This window comes from Thaumasiovibrio clandestinus, assembly GCF_047250365.1.
Classification (GTDB): Bacteria; Pseudomonadota; Gammaproteobacteria; order Enterobacterales; family Vibrionaceae; genus Thaumasiovibrio.
On the sequence record NZ_JBLBVL010000007.1, the window covers coordinates 69,720 to 93,103 of the forward strand.

General features: G+C 44.6%; 18 protein-coding genes and 1 tRNA gene. 6 read left to right on the plus strand and 13 right to left on the minus strand.

All coding sequences use genetic code 11. The features are described from left to right. Nucleotides 1–41 precede the first annotated feature (41 nt). Together uvrC and uvrY are read right to left on the minus strand one after the other, a co-directional pair. On the minus strand, nt 42–1,868 hold the full coding sequence (gene uvrC / locus ACKLNH_RS11630) for an excinuclease ABC subunit UvrC (RefSeq protein WP_413112581.1): 1,827 nt from the start codon (nt 1,866–1,868) through the stop codon (nt 42–44). A gap of 36 nt (nt 1,869–1,904) precedes the next feature. Beyond that, on the minus strand, nt 1,905–2,549 hold the full coding sequence (gene uvrY, locus ACKLNH_RS11635) for a UvrY/SirA/GacA family response regulator transcription factor (RefSeq protein WP_413112428.1): 645 nt from the start codon (nt 2,547–2,549) through the stop codon (nt 1,905–1,907). 513 nt (nt 2,550–3,062) lie between these two features. On the opposite strand from uvrY, the gene ACKLNH_RS11640 reads away from it, so the two are divergent. From ACKLNH_RS11640 to ACKLNH_RS11660, 5 genes are all read left to right on the plus strand, one after another. Further along, on the plus strand, nt 3,063–3,593 hold the full coding sequence (locus ACKLNH_RS11640; protein WP_413112429.1) for an LA_2272 family surface repeat-containing protein: 531 nt from the start codon (nt 3,063–3,065) through the stop codon (nt 3,591–3,593). Between the two features lie 292 nt (nt 3,594–3,885). Continuing rightward, entirely contained in the window at nt 3,886–5,808 is a 1,923-nt protein-coding gene (locus ACKLNH_RS11645) for a putative bifunctional diguanylate cyclase/phosphodiesterase (RefSeq protein ID WP_413112430.1), read from the plus strand. Continuing rightward, the gene (locus tag ACKLNH_RS11650) at nt 5,790–7,043 is read left to right on the plus strand and encodes a Rossmann-fold NAD(P)-binding domain-containing protein (protein ID WP_413112431.1); all 1,254 of its coding nucleotides are present in this window, start codon (nt 5,790–5,792) and stop codon (nt 7,041–7,043) included. The genes ACKLNH_RS11645 and ACKLNH_RS11650 overlap by 19 nt, the downstream gene beginning before the upstream one ends. A 404-nt stretch (nt 7,044–7,447) precedes the next feature. Then, nucleotides 7,448–8,947 (plus strand): DUF1800 domain-containing protein, encoded by a 1,500-nt coding sequence (locus tag ACKLNH_RS11655; protein WP_413112432.1) that lies wholly within the window; start codon nt 7,448–7,450, stop codon nt 8,945–8,947. A 4-nt stretch (nt 8,948–8,951) separates the two neighbouring features. Further along, a complete protein-coding gene (locus tag ACKLNH_RS11660; RefSeq protein ID WP_413112433.1) occupies nt 8,952–10,766 on the plus strand; it encodes a DUF1501 domain-containing protein in 1,815 nt (604 codons plus the stop codon). A gap of 108 nt (nt 10,767–10,874) precedes the next feature. On the opposite strand, the gene galM is transcribed toward ACKLNH_RS11660, so the two are convergent. From galM to ACKLNH_RS11695, 7 genes are all read right to left on the minus strand, one after another. Beyond that, on the minus strand, nt 10,875–11,939 hold the full coding sequence (gene galM / locus ACKLNH_RS11665; protein ID WP_413112434.1) for a galactose-1-epimerase: 1,065 nt from the start codon (nt 11,937–11,939) through the stop codon (nt 10,875–10,877). An 11-nt stretch (nt 11,940–11,950) separates the two neighbouring features. Further along, a complete protein-coding gene (gene galK, locus ACKLNH_RS11670) occupies nt 11,951–13,111 on the minus strand; it encodes a galactokinase (protein WP_413112435.1) in 1,161 nt (386 codons plus the stop codon). Nucleotides 13,112–13,209: 98 nt separating this feature from the next. Beyond that, nucleotides 13,210–14,265 carry a UDP-glucose--hexose-1-phosphate uridylyltransferase gene (locus ACKLNH_RS11675; protein WP_413112436.1) on the minus strand — a complete coding sequence of 352 codons (1,056 nt, stop codon included), beginning with the start codon at nt 14,263–14,265 and terminating at the stop codon, nt 13,210–13,212. 58 nt (nt 14,266–14,323) lie between these two features. Beyond that, a complete protein-coding gene (galE, locus tag ACKLNH_RS11680) occupies nt 14,324–15,334 on the minus strand; it encodes a UDP-glucose 4-epimerase GalE (RefSeq protein ID WP_413112437.1) in 1,011 nt (336 codons plus the stop codon). A 332-nt stretch (nt 15,335–15,666) separates the two neighbouring features. Further along, nucleotides 15,667–16,806 (minus strand): FMN-dependent L-lactate dehydrogenase LldD, encoded by a 1,140-nt coding sequence (gene lldD / locus ACKLNH_RS11685; RefSeq protein ID WP_413112438.1) that lies wholly within the window; start codon nt 16,804–16,806, stop codon nt 15,667–15,669. A 340-nt stretch (nt 16,807–17,146) separates the two neighbouring features. After that, nucleotides 17,147–17,237 (minus strand) — tRNA-Ser (locus ACKLNH_RS11690). A gap of 277 nt (nt 17,238–17,514) precedes the next feature. Continuing rightward, on the minus strand, nt 17,515–18,447 hold the full coding sequence (locus tag ACKLNH_RS11695; RefSeq protein WP_413112439.1) for an AEC family transporter: 933 nt from the start codon (nt 18,445–18,447) through the stop codon (nt 17,515–17,517). Nucleotides 18,448–18,728: 281 nt separating this feature from the next. Here ACKLNH_RS11695 and gatZ point away from each other — a divergent pair, with 281 nt between their 5' ends. Further along, nucleotides 18,729–19,991, plus strand: coding sequence for a tagatose-bisphosphate aldolase subunit GatZ (gene gatZ / locus ACKLNH_RS11700; protein ID WP_413112440.1), 1,263 nt, complete (start codon nt 18,729–18,731; stop codon nt 19,989–19,991). An 81-nt stretch (nt 19,992–20,072) separates the two neighbouring features. On the opposite strand, the gene ACKLNH_RS11705 is transcribed toward gatZ, so the two are convergent. The 4 genes from ACKLNH_RS11705 to gatY all read right to left on the minus strand — a co-directional run bounded on the left by ACKLNH_RS11705 (nt 20,073) and on the right by gatY (nt 23,384). Further along, on the minus strand, nt 20,073–20,861 hold the full coding sequence (locus ACKLNH_RS11705; protein WP_413112441.1) for a DeoR/GlpR family DNA-binding transcription regulator: 789 nt from the start codon (nt 20,859–20,861) through the stop codon (nt 20,073–20,075). 104 nt (nt 20,862–20,965) lie between these two features. Beyond that, complete coding sequence (locus tag ACKLNH_RS11710; RefSeq protein ID WP_413112442.1) at nt 20,966–21,991, minus strand: aldo/keto reductase; 1,026 nt, start codon at nt 21,989–21,991, stop codon at nt 20,966–20,968. A gap of 105 nt (nt 21,992–22,096) precedes the next feature. Next, on the minus strand, nt 22,097–22,519 hold the full coding sequence (fucU, locus tag ACKLNH_RS11715) for an L-fucose mutarotase (RefSeq protein ID WP_413112443.1): 423 nt from the start codon (nt 22,517–22,519) through the stop codon (nt 22,097–22,099). Nucleotides 22,520–22,529: 10 nt separating this feature from the next. Next, nucleotides 22,530–23,384 (minus strand): tagatose-bisphosphate aldolase subunit GatY, encoded by an 855-nt coding sequence (gene gatY, locus ACKLNH_RS11720; RefSeq protein WP_413112444.1) that lies wholly within the window; start codon nt 23,382–23,384, stop codon nt 22,530–22,532.

Below are 23,384 nucleotides of genomic sequence, written 5' to 3' on the forward strand. Positions count from 1 at the left end.
ATTGCTTCTTTTTTTACTTGAACGACTATCTTGCCGTAATCTCATTGCTGTTGCAATGAATGATATATTTTCTCTGCCATTGCGATGCTGATCCCGGGAACTTTGGCAATTTCATCAACACTGGCACGTTTCAGCTCTTGCATACCACCAAGGTGCTTTAATACCGCCTGGCGGCGCTTAGGCCCCATCCCCTCAATATCCTCTAATACACTGCGCTGACGGGCTTTTCCGCGTTGTGCTCGGTGTCCAGATATCGCATGGTTGTGGCTTTCGTCTCGGATATGTTGGATCAAATGTAATGCCGGTGCATCATCATCCAACATAAACTCTTCCCCACTGGTCAGTAACAAGGTTTCTAACCCAGGTTTGCGTGTAACCCCTTTGGCCACGCCAAGCAGAACAGGTCGCTTTGGCCATTCCGCCATAAATGGCGATACAATCTCTTGGGCACGATTCAACTGCCCCTTACCACCATCAATAACAATAACATCAGGAATCTTGTCCACTTCGAGCTGCTTACCATAGCGACGACTTAGTACCTGCCCCATCGCGGCGTAATCGTCACCTCCAGTGATACCGGTAATGTTAAAACGTCTGTACTCAGCACGATTAGGGCCTTCACGATTAAATACGACACAAGATGCCACCGTTTTTTCCCCCATCGTATGGCTAATATCAAAACACTCCATACGTTGGATATTTTCGACGTTTAACACCTTCTCCAACTCGCTGACGCGTTGTTGAATTGTCATTTTATGATTTATTTTACTAACCAACGCTGTCTGCGCATTGGTTTGAGCCAGTTTCAAGAAGCGAGCTCTATCGCTACGAGGCCGTGTCTGCAACTTTACCTGCCTTCCTGCCAACTCAGACAACAACGCTGAAAACTCGACCACCTCAGTGGCAAATTGTGGTTCGAGCAAAATCAAGGCTGGAATAATCCGACCTTCCGCTTGATTTAAATAGTATTGGCTCATGAAGCTATGCAATAGCTCATTCAAGCCCGTTCCTGCAGGTAGACGAGGAAAATGACTACGGCTACCAAGCACTTTACCTTGACGAACCAGTAAGACATGAATACACGCCACACCGTGTTCATAGGCGACACCAATAACATCAATATCGTCATCACTGCTCGTTGCGACAAACTGCTGTTCTTGCACTCGGCGTAAGGCTTGGATCTGATCCCGATACCGGGCCGCATCCTCAAACGCCAACTGCTGACTCGCCTGTTCCATTTTGTCCACCAGCATGGCAATAACTTGGCGATCCTTTCCGGTTAGGAACAATCGCACCAGCTCAACCTGCTCTTGGTAAATCTGCTCTGAAACAAGATCGGTAACACACGGTCCATTACAACGCCCAATTTGATACATCAGGCATGGTCGACTTCGATTCGCGTAAACCGAGTCTTCACATTGGCGGATAGGAAATATCTTTTGGATTAAATGCAGGCTTTCTCGTACAGCACCAGAGTCTGGATAAGGGCCGTAGTATTCACCTTTTCTCTTTTTAGCACCTCGGTGCATAGAAAGACGAGGATGACGATGAGCGCTGAGGAAAATATAGGGATAAGATTTATCATCACGCAGCAACACATTGTATCGAGGCAGATGCTGCTTGATTAAGTTGTGTTCGAGGATCAGCGCCTCAGTTTCGGTATGTGTCACCGTCACTTCAATCCGAGCGATGTTGTTCACTAACGCCCGCGTTTTTTGACTGTCTACAGAACTACGAAAGTAGCTGCTGAGTCGCTTCTTGAGATCTTTCGCTTTTCCGACATAGATAACCTCACCAGCCTGGCTATACATTCGGTATACGCCGGGCTGACTAGTTACACTGCTTAAAAAGCTCTTCGCATCAAACATTGTCGACACACTACTATCACTTCTCGTGTCAGGTCATTACAGTGTTTCGGTATCTAACATACCGTAACGAATCGCCAAATGCGTTAACTCTACGTCACCGCCAATATCTAACTTATTAAATAAGCGATAACGATAACTGTTAACCGTTTTAGGACTGAGATTTAATTGCTCTGAGATATCGGTTACTTTCTGCCCTTTAGTAATCATCATCATGATTTGTAACTCACGCTCAGATAACTCTTTAAACGGGTTTTCAGCATCAGATGCAAACTGACTCAGGGCCATCTGCTGCGCAATTTCCGGCGAAATATACCGCTGCCCAGAATGAACAGAGCGAATCGCGTTAATCATTTCATCAGGACCTGCACCCTTGGTTAAATAACCCGCAGCGCCCGCTTGCATCACCTTCGTCGGGAACGGGTTCTCAGTATGAATCGTTAAAACAATAATCTTTACATCAGGATTAAAGCGTAAAATTTTCCTGGTGGCTTCTAAACCACCAATCCCCGGCATATTCATATCCATTAGAATAATGTCGGTGTGCTGACTACGGCACCATTTTACCGCTTCCTCACCACTGTCGGCTTCCCCTACCACTTTTATACCACGGACATCTTCAAGAAGACGTCGAATCCCTGTGCGAACCAGCTCATGATCATCTACAAGGAATACGTTGATCAAACTGTATCTCCAAACTATGTTGGTTCTGCACCCCATAACGGGATAGCTTCTAAATTTAATAATAAGCCAGTCTACCGTATAATCTCCTAAGAACACAGAAAGAAAAACGGCCTTGTCACACTTTTGACAAAACAACTGACAGCAAAGCAGCTTTTGTCATAACAATTAAGTTGTTACATCAAATTTGTATTAGAAACAATACACTGCCTGCCTAGCCACTACTTTGCTTAACATCATTGTGCACGAACATGTACTCGATTGCAAAATAACTCAGTCTAATCTGCCTAGTATTTCTTGCGAAAGAATTCACCACAGTGCATATACATATATGTTTATTTACATGTTATATCCACCATGCTAAGCACAGTTTCACTGCCCTTTAAATAATGACAATTACACCTTTTTTCCAACGTGACCTAAGATAAATACCGAGAGTATAAGCGTCTAGCGCTCCTCTCTAATGTTACCCCATGGAATAATGTGGCGAGTCAATAAATTATAAAAGGACATACAATGAAAAAGCACCTCCCAGCACTCATACTCTTAAGCGCTGTGTCTGCGCACACATTTGCCAATCAACCTGCTCAACTGTCATTACCGGGCATGAATTTACCTGATGGCAATGTAAAAGGTGTGCGAGCAACGCTTCTATATGGACAAACTCCTCAAGTCACTGGATTAAATTTAACCCTAATTGGCTTATCAGAAACGCAACAATTTAGTGGTCTTAATATCGATTTTTTTGGTGCGAACCGGGTTACTCAATCATCAACAGGCCTAAAACTCGGCTTAGCAAACTGGAATGATAATGTCGCCAAGGGAGTTGATATTGGTTTTCTCAACTACACTGGCGGCATGTTCCACGGCTTACAATGGGGTGCCGTAAACTATGCAGGTAGCCTAAAAGGCTTGCAGTTCGGTCTATTTAACGCAACAAACCGTATAGAAAAAGGGGTGCAGTTAGGTTTTATTAATTACGATGCATCCGGTACCTTTGTCAGCGAAAATTTACCCGTTTTTCCAATCATCAACGCAAGATTCTAAAGCCCCGTCACATACCTCATTCACATAATATGCGTAAAAGGAAGTCGTCGGAATGGCGGTCTTCCTTGTCCTGTCAAATAAATAGTGCACTTTATAAGCAAGGAGCATAATTCCCACGCTCGGTATGCGAGCAATGTCTCAAAAATCACACATCACGCCATAAAAATCTAGTCAATAAGGTAATATGCGAGGAAAATCACTATTTTGCAGTTGAGTTAACTAGATTATTATTCTTTCACAGCTATTTTGACCGTTCTTCACTGATATTGACTCTACGCTTTAGGATCTTAGTTTGTCCCTGATTACCTCACTCTCATCCCGACTTCATACCCCGATATGGATATTTAACTTGCAGCAACGTTCAATCGCTTGGGCCAACAATGCTGCATTAAAGTTATGGGAAGCGGAAACCCTAACTGAGTTAACCAACCGAAACCTTGGCACTGATATGTCACTTGCGGTTTCAGCGACACTTGACTTCTTCAATCAAAAGTTCCAACAAGGTGAGTCTATTAAAACTTGGTGGCACATCACACCCAAGCAGCAGTCAAAAAAGGTTCTCTGTCATTTTTCTGGTCTTCGTTTAGATAATGATGAGCATGCCATGTTGGTAGAAGTGATTGCCGAAGAGGAAGGTATTCAACGTGCCCTAGCTTTTAGCGAGCACTCTAATAATGCCCTGTTATTTGATCACGCCGGAAAGCTCATCAGTGCTAATACCTCTTTCAAAAAATACTATGCACCGACCTTTGCCACACTAGCAGAGTTCACTGGTAGCCAAGCATTAGCGATGTCTTGGCTTAAAAAAGTTAAATCCACCTCCGTTCTTCGTACCGTGCATCACTGCCATTCTGGCGGCAAGCGTTTTTGGTTTAATCTGGAAATGCGCTGGTTAAAAACCGAGCAGCAGTTATTGATCCACCTCATCAACATCGATGCAGAAAAACAGTCCCAATTTCAAGCGCAGTATGAATCAGATCATGATTTTCTAACCAAACTACTTAATCGGAAGGGGTTGGAGGGTCACCTGCTAAATAGTAACGACCCTCAGCCATGTATTCTCTTTATCGACATCGATGGTTTTAAGCTGGTGAATGACACCTATGGGCATTTGGTTGGGGACCAGCTCTTATTTGCAATCGCTGTTCGCTTGCAAGGCCTTTTGCCAGATAATGCCAAACTTGCGCGCTTTGGTGGCGATGAGTTTATTGTCTACTTACCGAATAATGATGCTGAATCTATTTCAGATCGCATTATTAATCAATGTAATACCCCATTTGATCTAGCACAAGTCGGTCGGCTTTCTATTGGTTGTTCAATTGGCATTGCCAAATCAACATCAGAGACCAAAAGCCTCGATCAATTGGTAAAAAACGCCGACATTGCGATGTTAAAAGCTAAAAAAGCTGGACGAAATCGCACCATGGTCTTTAGCCCTTCGATGCTTGAAGAAATTCGCCGCAAGTCGCTATTACGCCAACAACTGTGTAAGGCCTTAGAGGAAAATAACTTTCATCTTAACCTTCAGCCGATTTTCTGCACCGAAACAGCGCAAATCCATAGTGCAGAGGTACTGTTACGCTGGCAAGACCCGGCATTAGGGTGGGTTTCGCCAGCCGAGTTTATCCCTATTGCGGAAGAGACAGGGCAAATGCAGGCACTCGGGTTATGGGTGATAGAAACAACCTGTAAACTGATCGCCCATTGGCAGAACAATAATCGCACAATCATTCCACTGCATATCAATCTTAGCCAAACTCAACTAAATCCAAAACTCGCAGAGCAGATCTTACATCTTGTCGATTTTTACAGCATTAACCGTGATTATCTTGCGTTCGAAATTACGGAATCAGCCGTATCTCAACAGCAGGCACAGGCAAATCAATGCTTAATAATGCTCAGTCAAGCTGGGTTTAGCCTTCAGTTAGATGATTTTGGCACTGGTCACTCTGCACTATCTATGTTGGATCGCCTCCCCGTTAATACTGTTAAACTGGATCGCAGCTTTATTAGCTCAAACACCAAATGCGCTAATGCTGTACTTAAAGCCACGCTCATGATTTGTAACGAGTGCAACTTAACCATGGTTGCAGAGGGAATAGAAACTAAACAGCAATTTGAATATGTTCGCAAACTCAATATTCCTTATTGCCAAGGCTATTTTTTAGCCAAGCCTATGACCCTTTCAGAATTTCAATGTCACTATCTACCCTAAGCCAAGCTCAGGCACTGTTCAATGAGGACAATATGCACCCCGCGTTCAATACACCGTCATATCATGATGATCGCTTCTCTTCACATGGCTATGAATTTTTAAAACAGATCAGCTCGCCCTATCAGGCTGCTTTACATAGCACCACTGTATTTGCAGTAATGCATTGTTATGATGGCTCATTACCCTATATCTATGCATTATCAAACATGGTAAAGAGGCTGGTTATTATCCCAAAGCAGTCGACAATTAAACGTAACCAGCATGTTCTTGAGCACTTAAAGTCACTGCCAAATTGTGATATTGCATCGCACCTTGTCAACAAACTGAGCTTGCAACACAGTGAATTTACTCAAACGTTTATTGATAAACATTGTGACGGCCCCTTTTTGATCCTTGATCATGGTGGGTACTTTGCCAACGCCAGCCAGCACTTCCAAGCACAGTTTAAACAGCGATGCCATGGCATTGCGGAGCTGACTGCCAACGGCTACTACAAATACCAACAAAGCAATGTCACAACGCCAGTTGTCTCGGTCTCACATTTGTCGATTAAAAAACCGGCTGACTATGAAGCGGCTGAATGTATTGTTCACTATTGTGATCATGTCATTCGCGAACAATTTGGTGCCAAACTGAATAATGCCGGTTTTTTTAACATCGGCATTATCGGGGCGGGCAACCTTGGGCTTGGTTTAATAAAGTATCTGCAAGGTAAAGGCATTGCTGATCTCTCGGTTGCTGACTACGACCCGCGCAAACTCACCATGCTGACGCGTGAGGGGCTGAAAGTTCGCTCCATTAAGCAACTGGTTAACGATTGCAACTTACTGTTTTGTGCAACAGGTAATGGCGCTATCCCGCCTTCGCTTTATCAAGACCTGCAACCAGATACCATTATCGCGACTGTTACCTCAGCGGATGACGAGTTGCACCTGCCACAACTTGAGCGCGAAAAAGTCATCGTTAAAGATGGCGAAACAGACTGGCTTACTCAATTTCAAACACAAAATGGCCGCACTTTCTATCTATTGGCAGGTGGCGATTCTGTCAATACACTGTTTAAAACAGGGATGGGAGATCCGACGGTTTACCTTTTCGAAGCTGCACATATGTTGGCAGGGATACAATTGGCCTATGAGCCGGAACGTTATAGTGTCGGATTACATCATATCGATGAGTTAAGTGAGCGCTTTATTGCTGCTGAGTGGTTAAGCCACTTTTACGATTATAAATAAGAACATCGCTATAGCGGGAAACATAGCAGTGACATTCATAGCTCAGAATATCACTGCTGTGATAATGCGGTATCATAACGGTTCACTACCTGCCAAAAAGAGCAGTCGCGACAACTAATGCTCTTTTTAATCTATTTACAGCTTGTTATAAGAAATTGGCCTAAGACGTTGCTATTACCGAACGAAAAAATTATCACACATCAACATATTTAAGATTAAGCAATCAATTCATAAAAGCAGATTGCTCTCTAACCTTCTTGATTTCATTCCTATTGTAGAAAATTCCTACCTATATCTACTTTTGTTAAAAACCATGATTATTGTATGGTTTTTAATACTACCTTTAAATAATCGACTCAACTCAGGAAAATAAATCCTTCTCATTCGCTAAAGGAGTAACCAGTATGACTGTAATGACCTACTGGCAGGCAGCTCGTTTTCTAGATTGCAGCACTTTTGGGGCCATTCAACCTGAAATCGAGGAGTTACAACAAGGTGGTAGTAATAATTGGATAGAGCATCAGTTAAGCTTGGCCCCCTCTTATCATGTTCCTCAATTTTTACAGAAAACTACAAATACCAGCTATTGGTCTGAATATCGCCAAGGCGCTTGGATTGACCAAGCACTTGGAGCGGAAGATCAGTTGCGTCAACGCGTAGCTTTTGCTCTGAGTCAGCTGCTTGTAGTGTCAAGCAAGGATACTGGCCTTAGTGATGAACACTTGGCATTAACGGCTTACTACGACATTCTGGTAAAGCATGCCTTAGGCAGTTATCGCGAGTTGCTTTACGAGGTGAGCCGCTCACCAGTAATGGGAATATTCCTAACTTCTGTAGACAACCTCTCCTATACCGCATCTGGTAGTTCTCCAGATGAAAATTATGCACGAGAGTTGATGCAGCTATTTACTATTGGCCTAATTGAGACAGACCTTGATGGCGCACCAATCCTCGATGCAGAAGGGCGTGAGGTGGAAACGTACTCAGATGATGATGTTACAGCAATGGCGCGTGTCTTCACTGGGTGGACTAAAGATGGTGGCAGTCTACTCGACCCAATGGTAGCAAATGAGTCTTGGCATGATACTGACGAAAAAACACTGCTCGGCGAAACTCTGCCTGCGGGGCAAGATACTGAAACAGATCTCAACCAAGCTCTCGACATCTTAGTTGCTCACCCTTGTACCGCACCTTTCGTTTCGAAGTTCCTAATCACTAAATTAGTAACTTCCAATCCAACGCCTGCATATATTAGACGTGTCGCCGAGGTTTTCCAAAACACTCGGGGGGATTTGGCTGCAGTGATTCGCACTATTATCAGTGATCAAGAGATCTGGCGTGACAATGGCTTTCCGCCAGTAAGCCGCCCTAAAGATCCGATAACACACATTGTCTCTTTTTTACGAGCGATGAAAGCTTTCTCTGGGGATCCGCAACATGGCTTTTATCCACAGAGTGTTTTTAGAGATGGGCATGGGCAGGACATACTCTCTGCACCATCAGTGTTTAATTATTTTGCACCAGATTACAGCCCAGTAGGTCCACTCGCGGAAGCAGGGTTGGTAGCCCCTGAGCTCGATGGTATGACTTGGCTACAGTTGATTAGTGCTGGCAACTTGGTTCATGATTATTTGTGGGAGTGGAATGATTACGCTAGCAACCCTACCGATAAAACTAAGCTCTATATTCATCTATCTGAACTGGTCAACTTAGCAGACAATGAAGGCGTGAATGCCTTGATCACCGCAATCAGCCTACGCTTTTTTAAAAACCGCTTGTCTACACCTATGGAAACAGCACTCAATCATATTTACACCCAACAAACTGGGGGAAATCTGAAAGATACTGTGCGTCAAATGCTTTACCTTGCCGCCACCTCACCTGAATTTCGCGTACAGGAGTGAACCTATGAAATTGTCACGTCGACGTTTTTTGCAATCTGGTGCTGCGGTATGGAGTAGCAGTGCATTACCACTATATATCGGTTTACCTAAAGCCGCCTTCGCAGCTGGAGATACCAGCCATAAAGCTTTAGTCTGTGTCTATTTAGGCGGTGGATGCGACTCCTTCAACATGGTACTACCAATGTCGGGTACCCATTATGATGAATACCAACTCGCACGCCCAGACATTGCACATGACAGCAGTGTAATGCTCGATATTGCCCTGACTTCCGATAATGGAGTGCCATTGGCGCTCAATCCAAATATGCCAAGAATGGCTCAGCAAATCCAGAATGGGCGTGCTGTGCCAATCATCAATGTCGGCGCACTTATCGAGCCAATTACTCAAGCCAATATCGATTCCGCAATTAAACCCAGTCATATCGGTTCCCACTCGAATCAATATCGCTACTGGCATCGTTCTTTCCAACCGGAAAAAGGCGAACTTGCACAGTCTGGTTGGGGAGGGATGGCTATCGATATCTTACAAGATCCTTTCGCAATACTACCGCAGGCAATGACCACAGGCGGTTCAATTTGGACTGCGGGAGATCAGGTTCAAGATCTCAGCCTCAAATCAGATGAACTAAAAGGATTTAAGGCACTAGATGGCTCAGCACAATTTCGAACGATTTACGAGCAATACCTTAAATCAGTTCCAAGCTCAGCCAGTATGTTGGAGCTATCGGCACGCTATCAACAGGCCATCGAGACCCCAGATAAACTTACTGATGTACTTAACCGTTATCCAGAGGATCTCACTATTACCGGGTCTCGGGCAGCTAACAATTTCCGCATGGTTAAACGGATGCTTCAAGCGGCGCACGATCTCGGACACCAGCGACAAATCTTCTACATTCAGGTTGGTGGTTGGGATAATCACGCAACAACAAATGACAACAAACTAGCGACACTGGATCAGTTATTGGGTACGTTCCAAACGGCTTTGGACAGTGCTGGACTAAGCGATAGTGTTGTAACTTTCACGATGTCTGAATTTGGACGGACAATACGTAACAACTCGAAACACGGAACCGATCATGGATGGGGAAGTAACCAGCTCGTACTTGGCCCTGTTAATGGTGGCCGAGCCTATGGCACATATCCTAGCTTTAAACCTGGAGGGGTAGACGATTGGAAAAATAAGTTTATTCCTTCTACTCCACAAGCGCAGATGGCAGCAACACTGATGCAGTGGTTGGGTCTAACGAATAGCAGTTTAGATCATCTATTCCCCATTCTAGACCCCACTCGAGATGCCCCTTTCAATCATCGCACGCTAGCATTCCTAGGCCCAAATAGCTACACAGTGCTTGCATCTGAAGATAGTTGGATACGTGGTGGTACATATGCCGATACCAATCTTAATAACCAAGATCTTGAAGTTAGAGGTGGCAGAGATAACTCAATTCGTTACACCTTATTGAAATTTGATCTGTCGATCCCCCCTTCTTCTCAGGCGACCTTACGCTTGTACATATCATGGTGTGGCGCGACCCCCACTAGAGAAATCGCTGCATGCTTAACAGACGATACAGCATGGTCACAAGGCAGTGTGACGTGGAACACCGCACCTAAAATGGTACGGCAGGGAAACAGTCAAGTTATCACTCCGGAACAAACGGGCCACTGGGTCGAATTCGATGTAAGTAACCTTCTTATTGGACAACAAGGCACGGTAACACTCTTGCTTAAGCAAATTGATGCTTACGAACGCTACTCCGCTGTTCGCTTTTCTGACATTGAAAGCGGTAAGGGGCCTGAATTGATACTGGCGTGACTTTCAGCGAGGAAACAATAACGAAGCTGATAGCGATTGGACGAAAAGGGGCGATAATTCGCCCCTTTAGTTAAAGTATAAACTGACAGTAACACAGCGAATGTATCGCTACGCAATAAACTGATAGGTCGTTTGATGTTGGTAGCGTTCACCAGCTGGCAGTAGCCCACCATTATTGACCCATTCTGAATGATTGGGACCGTCTGGAAAATACTGCGTTTCTAATGCGACGCCATCATACGCTTGATACTCTTTACTTACGCCAGCAACGCCCATTAAGAAGTTACCCGTGTAGAGTTGAATCGCCGGCTTAGTGGTTTTTATCTTCATGACCAGATCGCCTGCTGGTGACGTAAGGGTCACTGCATCGCTTTTACCGTTAGTTACGTTAGAAGAAAAAACGAAGGCGTGATCATACCCTCCCGCGATTCGCTGATCGTCATCCGCCAAAAACTCAGCACCAATCTGTTTTGGCTGGATAAAATCAAAGCTACTTTGCACCACCTCTTTCAACTCTCCTGTCGGGATCTGATGATGGTCAGTAGGTAGGTAATGAGTTGCCTCCATTTGCAAGGTATGTTGAAGAGCATTGGCTTTTGCACCTTCGCCCGCCAAATTAAAATAGGCGTGGTTAGTCAGGTTAACTGGGCACGTTTTGTCGCATTGTCCGTCATAGCGAATCTGTAACGCATTATCTGCCGTTAGTGTGTAGGTAACGCTAACATCAAGGTGCCCCGGATAGCCCTCATCGCCATCAGGAGAACTTAACACAAACATCACTTCAGTTTCACTGAGCGTTTCAATTCTCCAGCGACGCTTATCAAATCCGTTTTGTCCCCCATGCAGAGAGTTTTCACCATTATTGATACCCAACTGATACAGTTGCTCACCGAGCGTAAATTGCCCTTTTGCAATGCGGTTGGCATAACGTCCGACAATCGACCCAAGGTAAGCGCTCTGTGCCATATGTGCCTGCATATCAGGCGAGCACAACAACACCTCACGACCCACTCCGTTAACTGGCACCGTACAACTGAGCCAAGTGGCTCCAATGTCCATAAATGAAACCGTCATACCATGCTGGTTTCTCAAGTGGATTAGTTTCGCTGGCTCGCCATCAAAAGATGGTGTTGAGGTCATCGTTTGTTGTAACAGCTCTAAGTGCGTCTCCATATTCATCCCATCTATTGAACGTCAACCAGACCTGCACCATCTTTGGCTTGGCACACATAAATAGACGCTTTCAAGCCTGTCGCCGCTTCATATTGCGCAGCCACTGCAGCTTTGATTGCATCCACTTGCGCGGGTAACACTAGTGCCACAATACAACCGCCAAAGCCACCACCGGTCATGCGCACACCGCCTTCGGTTCCAATCACAGCTTTTACAATATCCACCAAGGTATCGACTTCTTTTACTGTGATTTCAAAATCATCACGCATAGATGCATGAGATTCAGCCATCAACTCACTCATTCTTATCATATTGTGAGAACGTAATGCCTCTGCCGCTTCGACTGTGCGATCATTCTCAGTAATAACATGGCGAGCACGTTTTGCGACCATAGGGTCAAGCTGATCTTCTTTCGCTTTAAACTGCTCGATAGTGACATCTCGCAGCGCTTTCACACCAAAAATTCGCGCCGCTTCTTCGCACTGCTCACGGCGGGTATTGTATTCACTGTCGACCAAGCCACGTTTTTTGTTGGAGTTGATAATCACAACGGCCATATCTTCAGGCATTGAAACTGCCTGTGTCTCTAAGCTGCGACAATCAAGCAGCATCGCATGGTTTTCACGCCCTTCCGCTGAAATCATTTGATCCATAATGCCGCAATTACAACCCACGAACTCATTTTCTGCTTGCTGGCCATTTAAAGCGATCTCAGCTTGGCTTATCTCTAGGTTATATAACACCTTAAATGTTTGCCCAATGACCACTTCTAACGCTGCAGATGAGCTTAAGCCTGCGCCTTGAGGAACATTTCCACTAACAGAGATATCTGCACCCGTAAATTGGTGTCCACGAGCTTGCAAAAATTTGACCACACCACGGATGTAATTGGCCCACATCTTATCTTGCTGGAACGTGATTTCTTCTGTCAGATCAAACTCATCGACAGCATTATCATAATCCACAGAAACAACGCGCACGACGTTATCATCACGCTTTGCCGCTGCTACCACAGCTTGATAATTAATCGCACAAGGTAGAACAAAACCATCATTATAGTCGGTATGCTCACCAATTAAGTTCACTCGGCCAGGTGCTTGGATAAAATGACTAGGCACATAACCTAATACTTTCTCGAACGACGTTTTGACATTTTGAATCAATTCAGACATAGGGGCTTCTCTTTTAAATTTCTAATCGTTATGTCAGGGCACCTTTAAGCATTATTTCAAGGGGCTTTATAAGCAAAGGTGCTCTAAGTCAGATATCGTTATTGCTGCTCTTTATAGTGTACGTCGCTTAAGTCACGTAAGCGCTGCGCCGCTTGTTCTGCAGTGAGGTCACGTTGGCTTTCGGCAAGCATTTCATAACCAACCATAAACTTGCGCACAGAAGCGCTACGAAGCAGCGGCGGATAAAACAGAGCATGCAATTGCCAATGTTCGATATCTGTTCCTTCTTCAAAAAATGGTGCGTAATGCCACCCCATAGAATATGGGAATGAGCATTGGAACAAGTTGTCATAACGACTCGTCAGCTTTTTGATTGCCAAAGCAAGATCATCTCGCATCTCATCATTCAGCTCATTCATGCGGCGGATGTGGGCTTTAGGCAATAACATGGTTTCAAATGGCCACGCCGCCCAATAAGGAACCAGCGCAACCCAATGCTCGGTCTCTACAACAATTCGAGACCCATCTTCCAGTTCAGCGGTGATATAATCCACCAACAGGTTCGTTCCGTTCTCTGCATAGTAAGCTTTTAAATTCAGCTCTTTGCGTTCAATTTCATTCGGTAAAAAGCTATTTGCCCAAATTTGACCATGCGGATGAGGCTGCGAACACCCCATGGTTTCACCTTTATTTTCAAACGCCTGAACCCAGACATACTCTTTACCTAACTCTTCAATCTGCTCATTCCATGTATCCACTACACCACGAATTTTTGTCACAGATAACTCAGGCAGTGTTTTGCTGTGATCTGGCGAAAAGCAAATAACGCGGCTTAAACCACGCGCACCTTCGCTTTTAAATAATGGGTTATTTGAGGCTGGCGCATCTGGCGAATCTGTCATTAATGCCGCAAAATCATTCGTAAAAACGTATGTCCCTTCATAGTCTGGATTAACATCACCAGAGATACGGGCATTGGTTGGACAAAGAAAGCAGCTTTCTTCATAGCTAGGTAGTTCCTCGGTAGACGGTTTCTCATCCTGACCGCTCCAAGGGCGCTTAGCGCGATGCGGTGATACCAAAATCCACTGCCCCGTTAACGGGTTATAACGACGGTGTGGGTGATCAACTGGGTTAAACTCTACGTTTGACATCTTACTTTCTCAACTCGAAATCAGGTGTGACAGTGCTCAGATGAGCACTGGAAATAAATTAGTAACCTTGCGGATTCTTTGACTGCCAGTTCCACGTATCTCGTGTCATTTGTGCAACGGTACGCGTCGCTTTCCAACCCAGATCGCGCTCTGCTTTTTCCGTACTCGCCCAGCACTCGGCAATGTCACCTGGACGGCGAGGACAAAGTTCATAAGGGATAGGATTTCCACACGCTTCACCAAACGCCTGCACCATATCCAATACGCTCGACCCTTTACCTGTGCCTAAGTTATAGATATGCAAACCGGCTTTCGCACCGAGTACCTTTAGCGCAGCAACGTGGCCGTCCGCTAGGTCCATAACATGAATGTAATCACGTACACCGGTTCCATCTGGAGTCGCATAGTCGTTGCCAAACACGGCTAACTTGTCTCGACGACCGACCGCAACCTGAGCAATAAACGGCATCAAATTATTTGGAATACCTTGAGGGTCTTCCCCCATAGTGCCTGAAGCATGTGCGCCGACAGGGTTGAAATAACGCAATAAAGTAATACTCCAATCATTCTCTGCGTTAAATAGATCCGTTAAGCAACCTTCAACCATGTATTTGCTGCGCCCGTAAGGGTTTGTTGTTGAACCTGTTGGAGAATTTTCTGTGATAGGGACAATATCTGGATCGCCATACACTGTTGCTGATGAACTAAAGACAATACTCTTTACCCCTGCTTTACGCATTGAGCGAGCAAGTACCAGTGAACCGTTTACATTATTGTCATAATACTCAAGTGGCTTAGCGACTGACTCGCCCACAGCTTTAAGGCCGGCAAAATGAATCACCGCGGTAATAGCGTGCTGGGAAAATACCGAGTCTAAGAATGCTTCATCACGTATATCACCCTGATAAAAAGTGGGCTTTTTACCGGTTAGTGACTCAATTCGATTGAGAACTTCAACTTTGGCATTACATAGATTGTCAACAATGATCGGCTCTATTCCGGCCTCAATCATTTGCACACAAGTATGACTGCCGATATATCCCATTCCACCAGTAACCAGTACCTTCACATTTGCCTCCAGTCATTCATAAGCGTCATCGCTCTTCACTACAAATAGTGTACCAATCAAAAGGGGGATTCTACCGTGATCTAACTCTCATTATGTAAACGTTTCCACGAATGTTTCACGGCGATTCAAACAAGTTGCAATGATAGATGTGGACAATACACCACCTAAAGTGGCTAACTCATGACCTTACATCCAAGTAAGGAAGGTGAGAATATAGGGTTCGCGCTGTATAATCACCTACGCAGGTAAACGTTTACATGGCTAATAAAGAATAGGTCTGTCGACAAAAGCGGTGTTACAGAACCACATTATTAGCTGTAACACCTTTCCAATTAATCAATGTCGACGAGAGAACTGTGATTTAATTCTTTGATGCTCTTAGCACCAGTGAGGGTCATCGCCACACGCATCTCTTTTTCATACAGATCGAGAAGATTCTCAACCCCTGCTTGGCCTTGTGCTGCTAATGCATAGATGAAGGAACGTCCCAGTAACGTGCAGTCTGCGCCGAGTGCTAGCATGCGAACGACGTCTAATCCAGTTCGGATGCCCGAATCAACGAGGATTTTCAAGTCGCCTTTTACGGCATCTGCAATGTTTGGTAGCGCTCTTGCGGTAGAGAGTACGCCATCAAGTTGGCGGCCACCGTGATTAGAGACAACAATGCCATCAGCACCAAATGCGACCGCATCTTTGGCATCCTGCTCATCGAGAATACCCTTAATCACCATCGGGCCATCCCAGAATTCACGGATCCACTCTAAGTCTTTCCATGAGATAGATGGATCGAAATTATCACCAAGCCAACCAATGTAATCCTCTAGTTTGGTTGGTTCGCCGCGGTAGGTCGAGATGTTACCTAAGTCATGTGGCTTGCCAAACAGGCCTACATCCAACGCCCAGCGAGGGTGACGCATCGCTTGAAAGACTCGACGTGCGGCAGCATTAGGGCCACTCATTCCCGAGTGCATATCGCGATAACGTGCACCAGGCACTGGCATATCAACGGTAAACACTAAGGTAGTGACGCCCGCGGCTTTTGCTCGTTCCAGCGCATTCTTCATAAAGCCACGATCTTTCAACACATAAAGCTGAAACCACATTGGTCGCTGTATCGCCGGCGTGACCTCTTCAATCGGACAGACGGAAACCGTTGACATAGTAAATGGTAACCCCTTATTTTCTGCGGCTTTAGCCGCCTGCACTTCACCTCGTCTTGCATACATCCCTGTAAGGCCAACCGGAGCAAGCGCGATGGGCATAGAGAGCTTTTCACCGAAGATTTCGGTCTCTAGGCTCAAGTTTTCCATGTTCTTAAGAACCCGTTGCTTAAGCGCTATATTGGCTAGGTCTTCAGTATTCTTTCTTAATGTATGTTCGCCATATGAGCCGCCATCAATATAGTGAAATAAGAATGGCGGTAGTTTAGCCTTCGCCGCTGCACGGTAGTCAGTCGAAGCAGAGATGATCATAATTCTGTCCTATCAATAATTCATACAGCGCTCTAATTGAAGATTTAGTATGGTCTACATCGCAAGGTTAAGATGTGAATACTCGTGGTTTTGCTAGCGTTTTCACATTTGCGCTCCATTGTGGGGGAATTGAGTATCAGCGCCATCGACAACGGTATGCCAGAAGGAAAGTTTAACTCTTTGGGATAGCTAATTTTATATAGTGGAAGAGGATTGCGGTACGCGTATCGTCTACGCTATTTATAAGTCTCAATAAGTACGTCCCACAGGTCTGTGCAAGATGATCCTAAAGACTGTAGATACAAAAAAGCCGCTGATAAATCAGCGGCTTTTTTAAATGTGGCGGAGAGATAGGGATTTGAACCCTAGATACGCTATTAACGTATGCCGGTTTTCAAGACCGGTGCTTTCAACCACTCAGCCATCTCTCCGTAAGTGCAACGAAGAATAATGCCTAACGTGCCACGAATCAAGCCCCAGTCTGATTGTTTGCCTAGTTTTGCAACAACAATCCATTCAAGCGAATATAATGCAAACAATATGTTTGATTTTCAAACCGTCAAAGATGTAATTTTCTCTCAAAACTTTCGACCATTTCGCAGCTCAAGCAAGGTGGCGTTGATTTCATCCACTGCTCGCTATATTTCTTTGTGCTAAGTTCAGTACAAATCAAAGGATACTCTGCGGTGCAACTACGCTGACTGTGCCTTAAAATAAGAAGAGGTATATAACGCCAGAAATTAAAGACATCACATAGGTCGCGATCCATGACGTATTTGATAATGCGGTATTTAACCCGTATAGCCTAGCAGGAAGAACACCGATAAAACCACAGGGCATACACGCTAGCATAATACACACAGGGTACAAGATACCGTCTCCCAAGGACCAAAGGTCAAATCCCCAAAATAGCGTCGTTACAACACTACACCCCAATATAATTCTCACCATCGCGGCGAATGCCGACAATTTTAACCACTGTTGCGAGCCACTAACATGGAAGGTCAAGCCAGCGGCAAAAACTAACAATAGACTTCCTATCGGGATTAACGTTTGGCTTACCATCGACAGAATATCAGGACGATTAACGCCAGTAGTACCCAGTACCATTCCAATAATCAATGCACTCATTGAAACCACAAATACCGGATTTTTCCAAAACTTTTCAGCGTGATCACCACGACTTATCCCTCTCGAACGACAATATGGAAAAATGATCCCAAAATTAATCGCTTCTTCAAATAACTTAAATAATGCCAGTAGCGCTACCCCATCTTCACCAAAGAAGATAAAAGCAAAAAGAGCGCCCAGCGCACCTAAATTATAAAAGCTCATCACGGGAAGTAATGATGCAAAGTCGGGGCGGCTCAACGAATACAACCGTGAGGTCGCAACACAGGTTATCGCTCCTGAGATAATGACGGTGACCCCTAACATTGGAACAACGAAAAGATCTGCATCAATCCGCCCCAATTGCCACAATGAGTTCATAATCGCAAACGGAATAACCAACAGCAGAGACGTTTGAGTCGATATCAGGCGTAAGCGTTGACTATAACTGGGCAAATGACGTTGCACTAACATCCCTGTCACAAAACACCCGCCAATGAATCCTAGCGTTGTCAGCAATTGCTGAATCATCCTTTACCCTCGCTGAAATATGATGGCCATAAGCGTGTGTTCACAACCTTCCGCCACAATAAATCACTACGAGTTTGAAAACAACCAAAAACAGGCTAAGCCACAACGAAAACAAACATAACATAACACTTAACTAAGCGAGGTCAAACGTAACCCCACAACAATTCAACTTTCGACTTCGAAATCAAATGAAGACAAACGATAAATTGTGATATATCATTAATGAGTCATCTACGGCAATGCTGAACATGGATTTCTTGGATTAATATTGGAGATGAAAAGTGAAAAATATCGTTAGTGCTCACAAGAATCAAAACAACAAACTCGGCATCTATTCTGTCTGCTCTGCGCACCCATTAGTCATTGAAGCAACGCTGAGATACGAACTAAAGACAGGAAAGCCTGTTCTAATTGAAGCGACGTCAAACCAAGTTAATCAATTTGGTGGCTATACAGGAATGACGCCGAAAGACTTCGTCGCCTACGTTAAAAAGATTGCGGATCAGGTTGGTTTCCCAAAAGATAAGTTGATTTTAGGAGGGGATCATCTCGGTCCAAACTGTTGGCAAAAAGAGCCTGCAGCAACAGCGATGAAAAAGTCTCTCGATCTTATTAAGGCCTACGTTGAAGCAGGGTTTACCAAGATCCACCTAGATGCCTCTATGTCATGCGCTGATGATGAAGTCCCATTATCATCAATGACAATAGCCAAACGCTCAGCAGAAATGTGTAAAGTTGCTGAAGATTCGGCTCCCGAAGAAACGAAAGATAAGCTAACGTATGTTATCGGTACCGAAGTGCCAGTTCCTGGTGGAGAGTCGTGTGAAATTGAAACCGTGCATGTCAGTAAACTAGACGACATTCAAAATACCATAGATACCCATATCACCGCATTTGACGTTGTTGGTATCAAAGAGGCACTAAACAAGGTTGTTGGCATCGTTGTTCAGCCCGGTGTCGAATTCGATCACAGCAAGGTGATCCGATTTGAAAAAGAGAAGGCTGCTGAAATTGCCAACTATATTGAAAGCACACCTTGGGTATATGAAGCTCACTCAACGGACTATCAAACCTATGAACACCTCAATGACTTGGTCGAAAACCATTTCGCTATCTTAAAAGTCGGCCCAGCACTTACATTTGCACTAAGAGAAGCGCTCTTTTCACTCGCCGAAATGGAGTCAGAAATAGTTCCTGCTGAGAAGGCAAGTCAATTTAAGAAAGTCGTCGATGACGTCTTATTGGCCGAGCCGAAATATTGGGCGTCCTACTATGGGGATAAGTATGCCACTATTATTAATAATCTCCATTACAGCTTTTCCGACCGTATTCGTTACTATTGGTCTGAGCCGCGAATAAAAACCGCTACAGAACAACTATTTGCTAACTTAGAGAGCAAACAGATCCCATTGTCGATGCTAAGCCAGTATATGCCTAAACAATATCACAAAGTCAGTGAAGGCCTGATTCCACCTACCCCTAAAGCACTTGTTCTAGATAAAATACAAGAAGTGGTAGAAATGTACTCAAACGCTTGCGAATAGACGGCTTGGTCATTTTCATGAAATAAAAGAAAGGCCAGCATTCGCTGGCCTTTTTGAATCTCGTTGTTAAACAGTCATCTTTTAGTCAACAACTAGGACTTCTAAACCAATGTTTTCAAATTGACGCTTCGTCTCAGGTGGAATACCGCCATCGATAACCAAAACATCAATTTGCGATGCATCTAAGACTTTATTAAAGCCAATTCGACCAAGCTTAGATGAATCAACCACAGCAATTACTTTTTGAGCGCAAGATGCCATCACTCCGGTAATCGCGTAGCCTTCGTTAAACGTTGTTATTCCTTTCTCTGGGTCGATACCATCAGCCCCCACGATAAGAACGTCAGCTTGAACCCCTCTTAAACACTGTTCAGCTTGATAACCATGCAATGACTTAGTCTTACTGCGGTAAGTGCCACCAACAATTACCAACGTTGTGTCAGGCGCCTCTAATAACTCCGATGATGCGGCCAGATTATTGGTGATAATGGTATACCCACCCTCCTTGGCCAAACACTTTGCCACTAGATGTGTAGTACTACCACTATCAATGATGATAGAGTCGCCTTTCCTTACCAAGCCAGCTGCCACACTAGCGATATGATCTTTGGAGTCGGAGTTTATCTTGTATCGATTGTCGATTTGAATTTCATCCTCTTGCACCACGACTTGTTGTGATAGAGGAAGAGATTCAATGGACTGCGCTCCACCAAAGAAGCGCTTGAGCTTACCTTGCTGTTCCAAACTCTTTAAATCTGATCTAAGGGTAACCTCAGAGGTATCAAACATGATAGACAACTCTTTGACCGCAACTTGACCATCCTTTTTCAATAGCTCGAGTATCTTTTCTCGACGATTTAGCGGGTTCATGTATTCCTCATATAACAGATTTCAAACAGCACGGTGACTCACACTGCGAAAAGCAACAATGGTATTTGAAAGTTTCCGCAATGTAAACGCTCAAAAAAGAGGAGCTACTCGGTAATAACCCCTCCTAGATCCCATAAATCTTCCCAACCCTGCGCCCCTTCCCATAAAAAGACCTGTCCTTTAATCAGACGGTTATTGGCATCTATCTTAGACAGTTCTTCCAGTTCTTCGTCTGTCAGAGGGTTTTCTGTTACACATTGCAAGTTAGAGATATATTGATCTTCTTGCACGGAAAATGGAATGGGCACATGTCCTCTTTGAACCGCCCACTTAATACAAACAATCGCGGGATGTACACCGAGACGCTTTGCTACCGAGACAATAACAGGATTTTCAATATCGACTAAATCGTCTTCCGTTTTATCACGATCTGGGCGAGTTGGAGAACCGATAGGACAAAAACCCACAGGCACGATGTCATTTTCAACGAGGTAATCAAACAGTGCTTGTTGTTGGAATAGAGGATGGCACTCCATTTCATTAACCGCAGGCTTAATCTTTGCGTCTCTAAGTAGCAGTTTCATTTTCGGCACCGTCATATTTGAAGTGCCTATCGCTTTCACTAGCCCCATATCCACTAGCTGTTCCATCTGACGCCAAGTATTCATAAAGCACTCGTGAAGGTACGGTTGCGCATCAGGGCTACGCGAATCACCATCACAACCAATCGGATGGAAATTAGGGAATGGCCAATGAATCAAATAAAGATCGAGGTAATCAACTTGTAAATCTTGTAGCGTTTTTTTACACGCATTGATGACATCATCATGCTGATCGTTCCAAACCTTAGAGTTAATAAAGAACGCTTCACGTGAAAGACCAAACTCCGCCATGGCACGTTGTAATACGTCGCCAATTTGATCTTCATTACCATAAATAGATGCACAATCAAGAAAACGATACCCCGCTTTTACTGCACCATAAACAGCTTGCGAAACCTCTTCCGGACTGAATCTATCCGAGCCAAAAGTTCCCAATCCCACCGCAGGCATTTTCTGCCCAGTGTGTAACGTTTTAGTTGGGACTTTAGTAATATCTACAGTGGGCTTATATGAGTATGCTACCGTCATTATTGTTTTCTCCATGCTCAATTCATGAGCTCAATATCCACTTCATTCGGACGTCGCGGGCACGCTCAAACATATGCAATGCATTCCGACGACCATCGTCAATGTTTACAACGTAGGGGTCACGCCTTTTTTTAAAATGATATTGCCATACTTCCTGGTTGTGCCCGTAACGACAATACACTTTGCACTCTTCGCTCGCTCATAAAAAGCAAGTTTATCAATAAATGAGATCTCGGTATTTGCTGGCAGCTTCGATGAATATTCTTCAATTAAACCAGGAGGATGCTCATCACTTCCAACCGTCGCCATCATAACAACCTTATCCGGAACGTACTGATCAAGCTCAATCAGTGGCATCACCGCCTCGACTAATTCAGAGACTTCACACCCACGCGCTTGCAGCACAAACTCACCACAAGAATAAGCAGGAAAGTGGATATCCGAGAACACGATCTCATCCCCATGGCCCATCTTAGCCAGGGTATAGAGCAATTCCGGTTCAATAATCGGGTTTACGTTTTTTAACATAACGAACTCCTTAAATCTGTCCTGCACTTCCGCAAATATCGATCTTCTTCATTATCACTTGCGCCATCGCTTTTTTGGCTTCGATGTTATAAATCCTTGGGTCATTAACACTTGGATCTTGCGTAAACACCTGCTTCAATGTATCTGCATAGGCAATTTTAAGCTCTGTAGCAACGTTCACTTTACATATCCCCATAGAGACACAGCGAGATACATCAAGCCCAGGAACACCTGAAGCGCCGTGCAACACCAACGGAATAGACACCCGACTAGCAATGGTCGCCAGTCGCTCAAAATCTAATTTGGGAGTTTCTTTATAAAGACCATGCGCCGTACCAATTGCTATCGCTAACGAGTCAACCCCTGTACGCTCAACAAACTCTGCGGCTTGGGTTGGGTCGGTATAAGGTTCATCTACGGTGTCAATAATAAGGTCATCTTCTTGACCTACGAGCTGACCCAATTCAGCTTCCACAGTGACGCCATAGCGGTGACACATTTCAACCACCCGTCTCGTCATCAAAATGTTCTCTTCTAGCGGAAAATGGGATCCATCAAACATTGCAGAACGAATACCAGCTTGTACTTTATATTCAATATCATCAAACGAGGTGTGGTGATCAAGATGAAGGGCAACTTGCATTGAACGATCTCTCGCTGCGGCCTCCACCAGCGCCACCAACTCCGGCGTGCCCGCATATTGATAAGTTGAGGGAGTCCCGGCTAAAATGACTGGCGAGCCCATCTCTTTTGCAGTATCGAGCACACAATGAACAGATTCAAGATTATGAATATTAAAAGCAGGAACCGCATAACCGTGCTTTTGGGCGCGTTCCAATAAATATTTGGTATGAATAAGGGTCAT

Excerpts from the sequence above, each read along its gene's own strand:
- uvrC (WP_413112581.1), bottom strand. The coding sequence starts at position 1,868 with ATGTTTGATGCGAAGAGCTTTTTAAGCAGTGTAACTAGTCAGCCCGGC.
- ACKLNH_RS11640 (WP_413112429.1), top strand. The coding sequence starts at position 3,063 with ATGAAAAAGCACCTCCCAGCACTCATACTCTTAAGCGCTGTGTCTGCG.
- ACKLNH_RS11650 (WP_413112431.1), top strand. The coding sequence starts at position 5,790 with ATGTCACTATCTACCCTAAGCCAAGCTCAGGCACTGTTCAATGAGGAC.
- ACKLNH_RS11655 (WP_413112432.1), top strand. The coding sequence starts at position 7,448 with ATGACTGTAATGACCTACTGGCAGGCAGCTCGTTTTCTAGATTGCAGC.
- ACKLNH_RS11660 (WP_413112433.1), top strand. The coding sequence starts at position 8,952 with ATGAAATTGTCACGTCGACGTTTTTTGCAATCTGGTGCTGCGGTATGG.
- galM (WP_413112434.1), bottom strand. The coding sequence starts at position 11,939 with ATGGAGACGCACTTAGAGCTGTTACAACAAACGATGACCTCAACACCA.
- galK (WP_413112435.1), bottom strand. The coding sequence starts at position 13,111 with ATGTCTGAATTGATTCAAAATGTCAAAACGTCGTTCGAGAAAGTATTA.
- ACKLNH_RS11675 (WP_413112436.1), bottom strand. The coding sequence starts at position 14,265 with ATGTCAAACGTAGAGTTTAACCCAGTTGATCACCCACACCGTCGTTAT.
- lldD (WP_413112438.1), bottom strand. The coding sequence starts at position 16,806 with ATGATCATCTCTGCTTCGACTGACTACCGTGCAGCGGCGAAGGCTAAA.
- ACKLNH_RS11695 (WP_413112439.1), bottom strand. The coding sequence starts at position 18,447 with ATGATTCAGCAATTGCTGACAACGCTAGGATTCATTGGCGGGTGTTTT.
- ACKLNH_RS11705 (WP_413112441.1), bottom strand. The coding sequence starts at position 20,861 with ATGAACCCGCTAAATCGTCGAGAAAAGATACTCGAGCTATTGAAAAAG.
- ACKLNH_RS11710 (WP_413112442.1), bottom strand. The coding sequence starts at position 21,991 with ATGACGGTAGCATACTCATATAAGCCCACTGTAGATATTACTAAAGTC.
- fucU (WP_413112443.1), bottom strand. The coding sequence starts at position 22,519 with ATGTTAAAAAACGTAAACCCGATTATTGAACCGGAATTGCTCTATACC.
- gatY (WP_413112444.1), bottom strand. The coding sequence starts at position 23,384 with ATGACCCTTATTCATACCAAATATTTATTGGAACGCGCCCAAAAGCAC.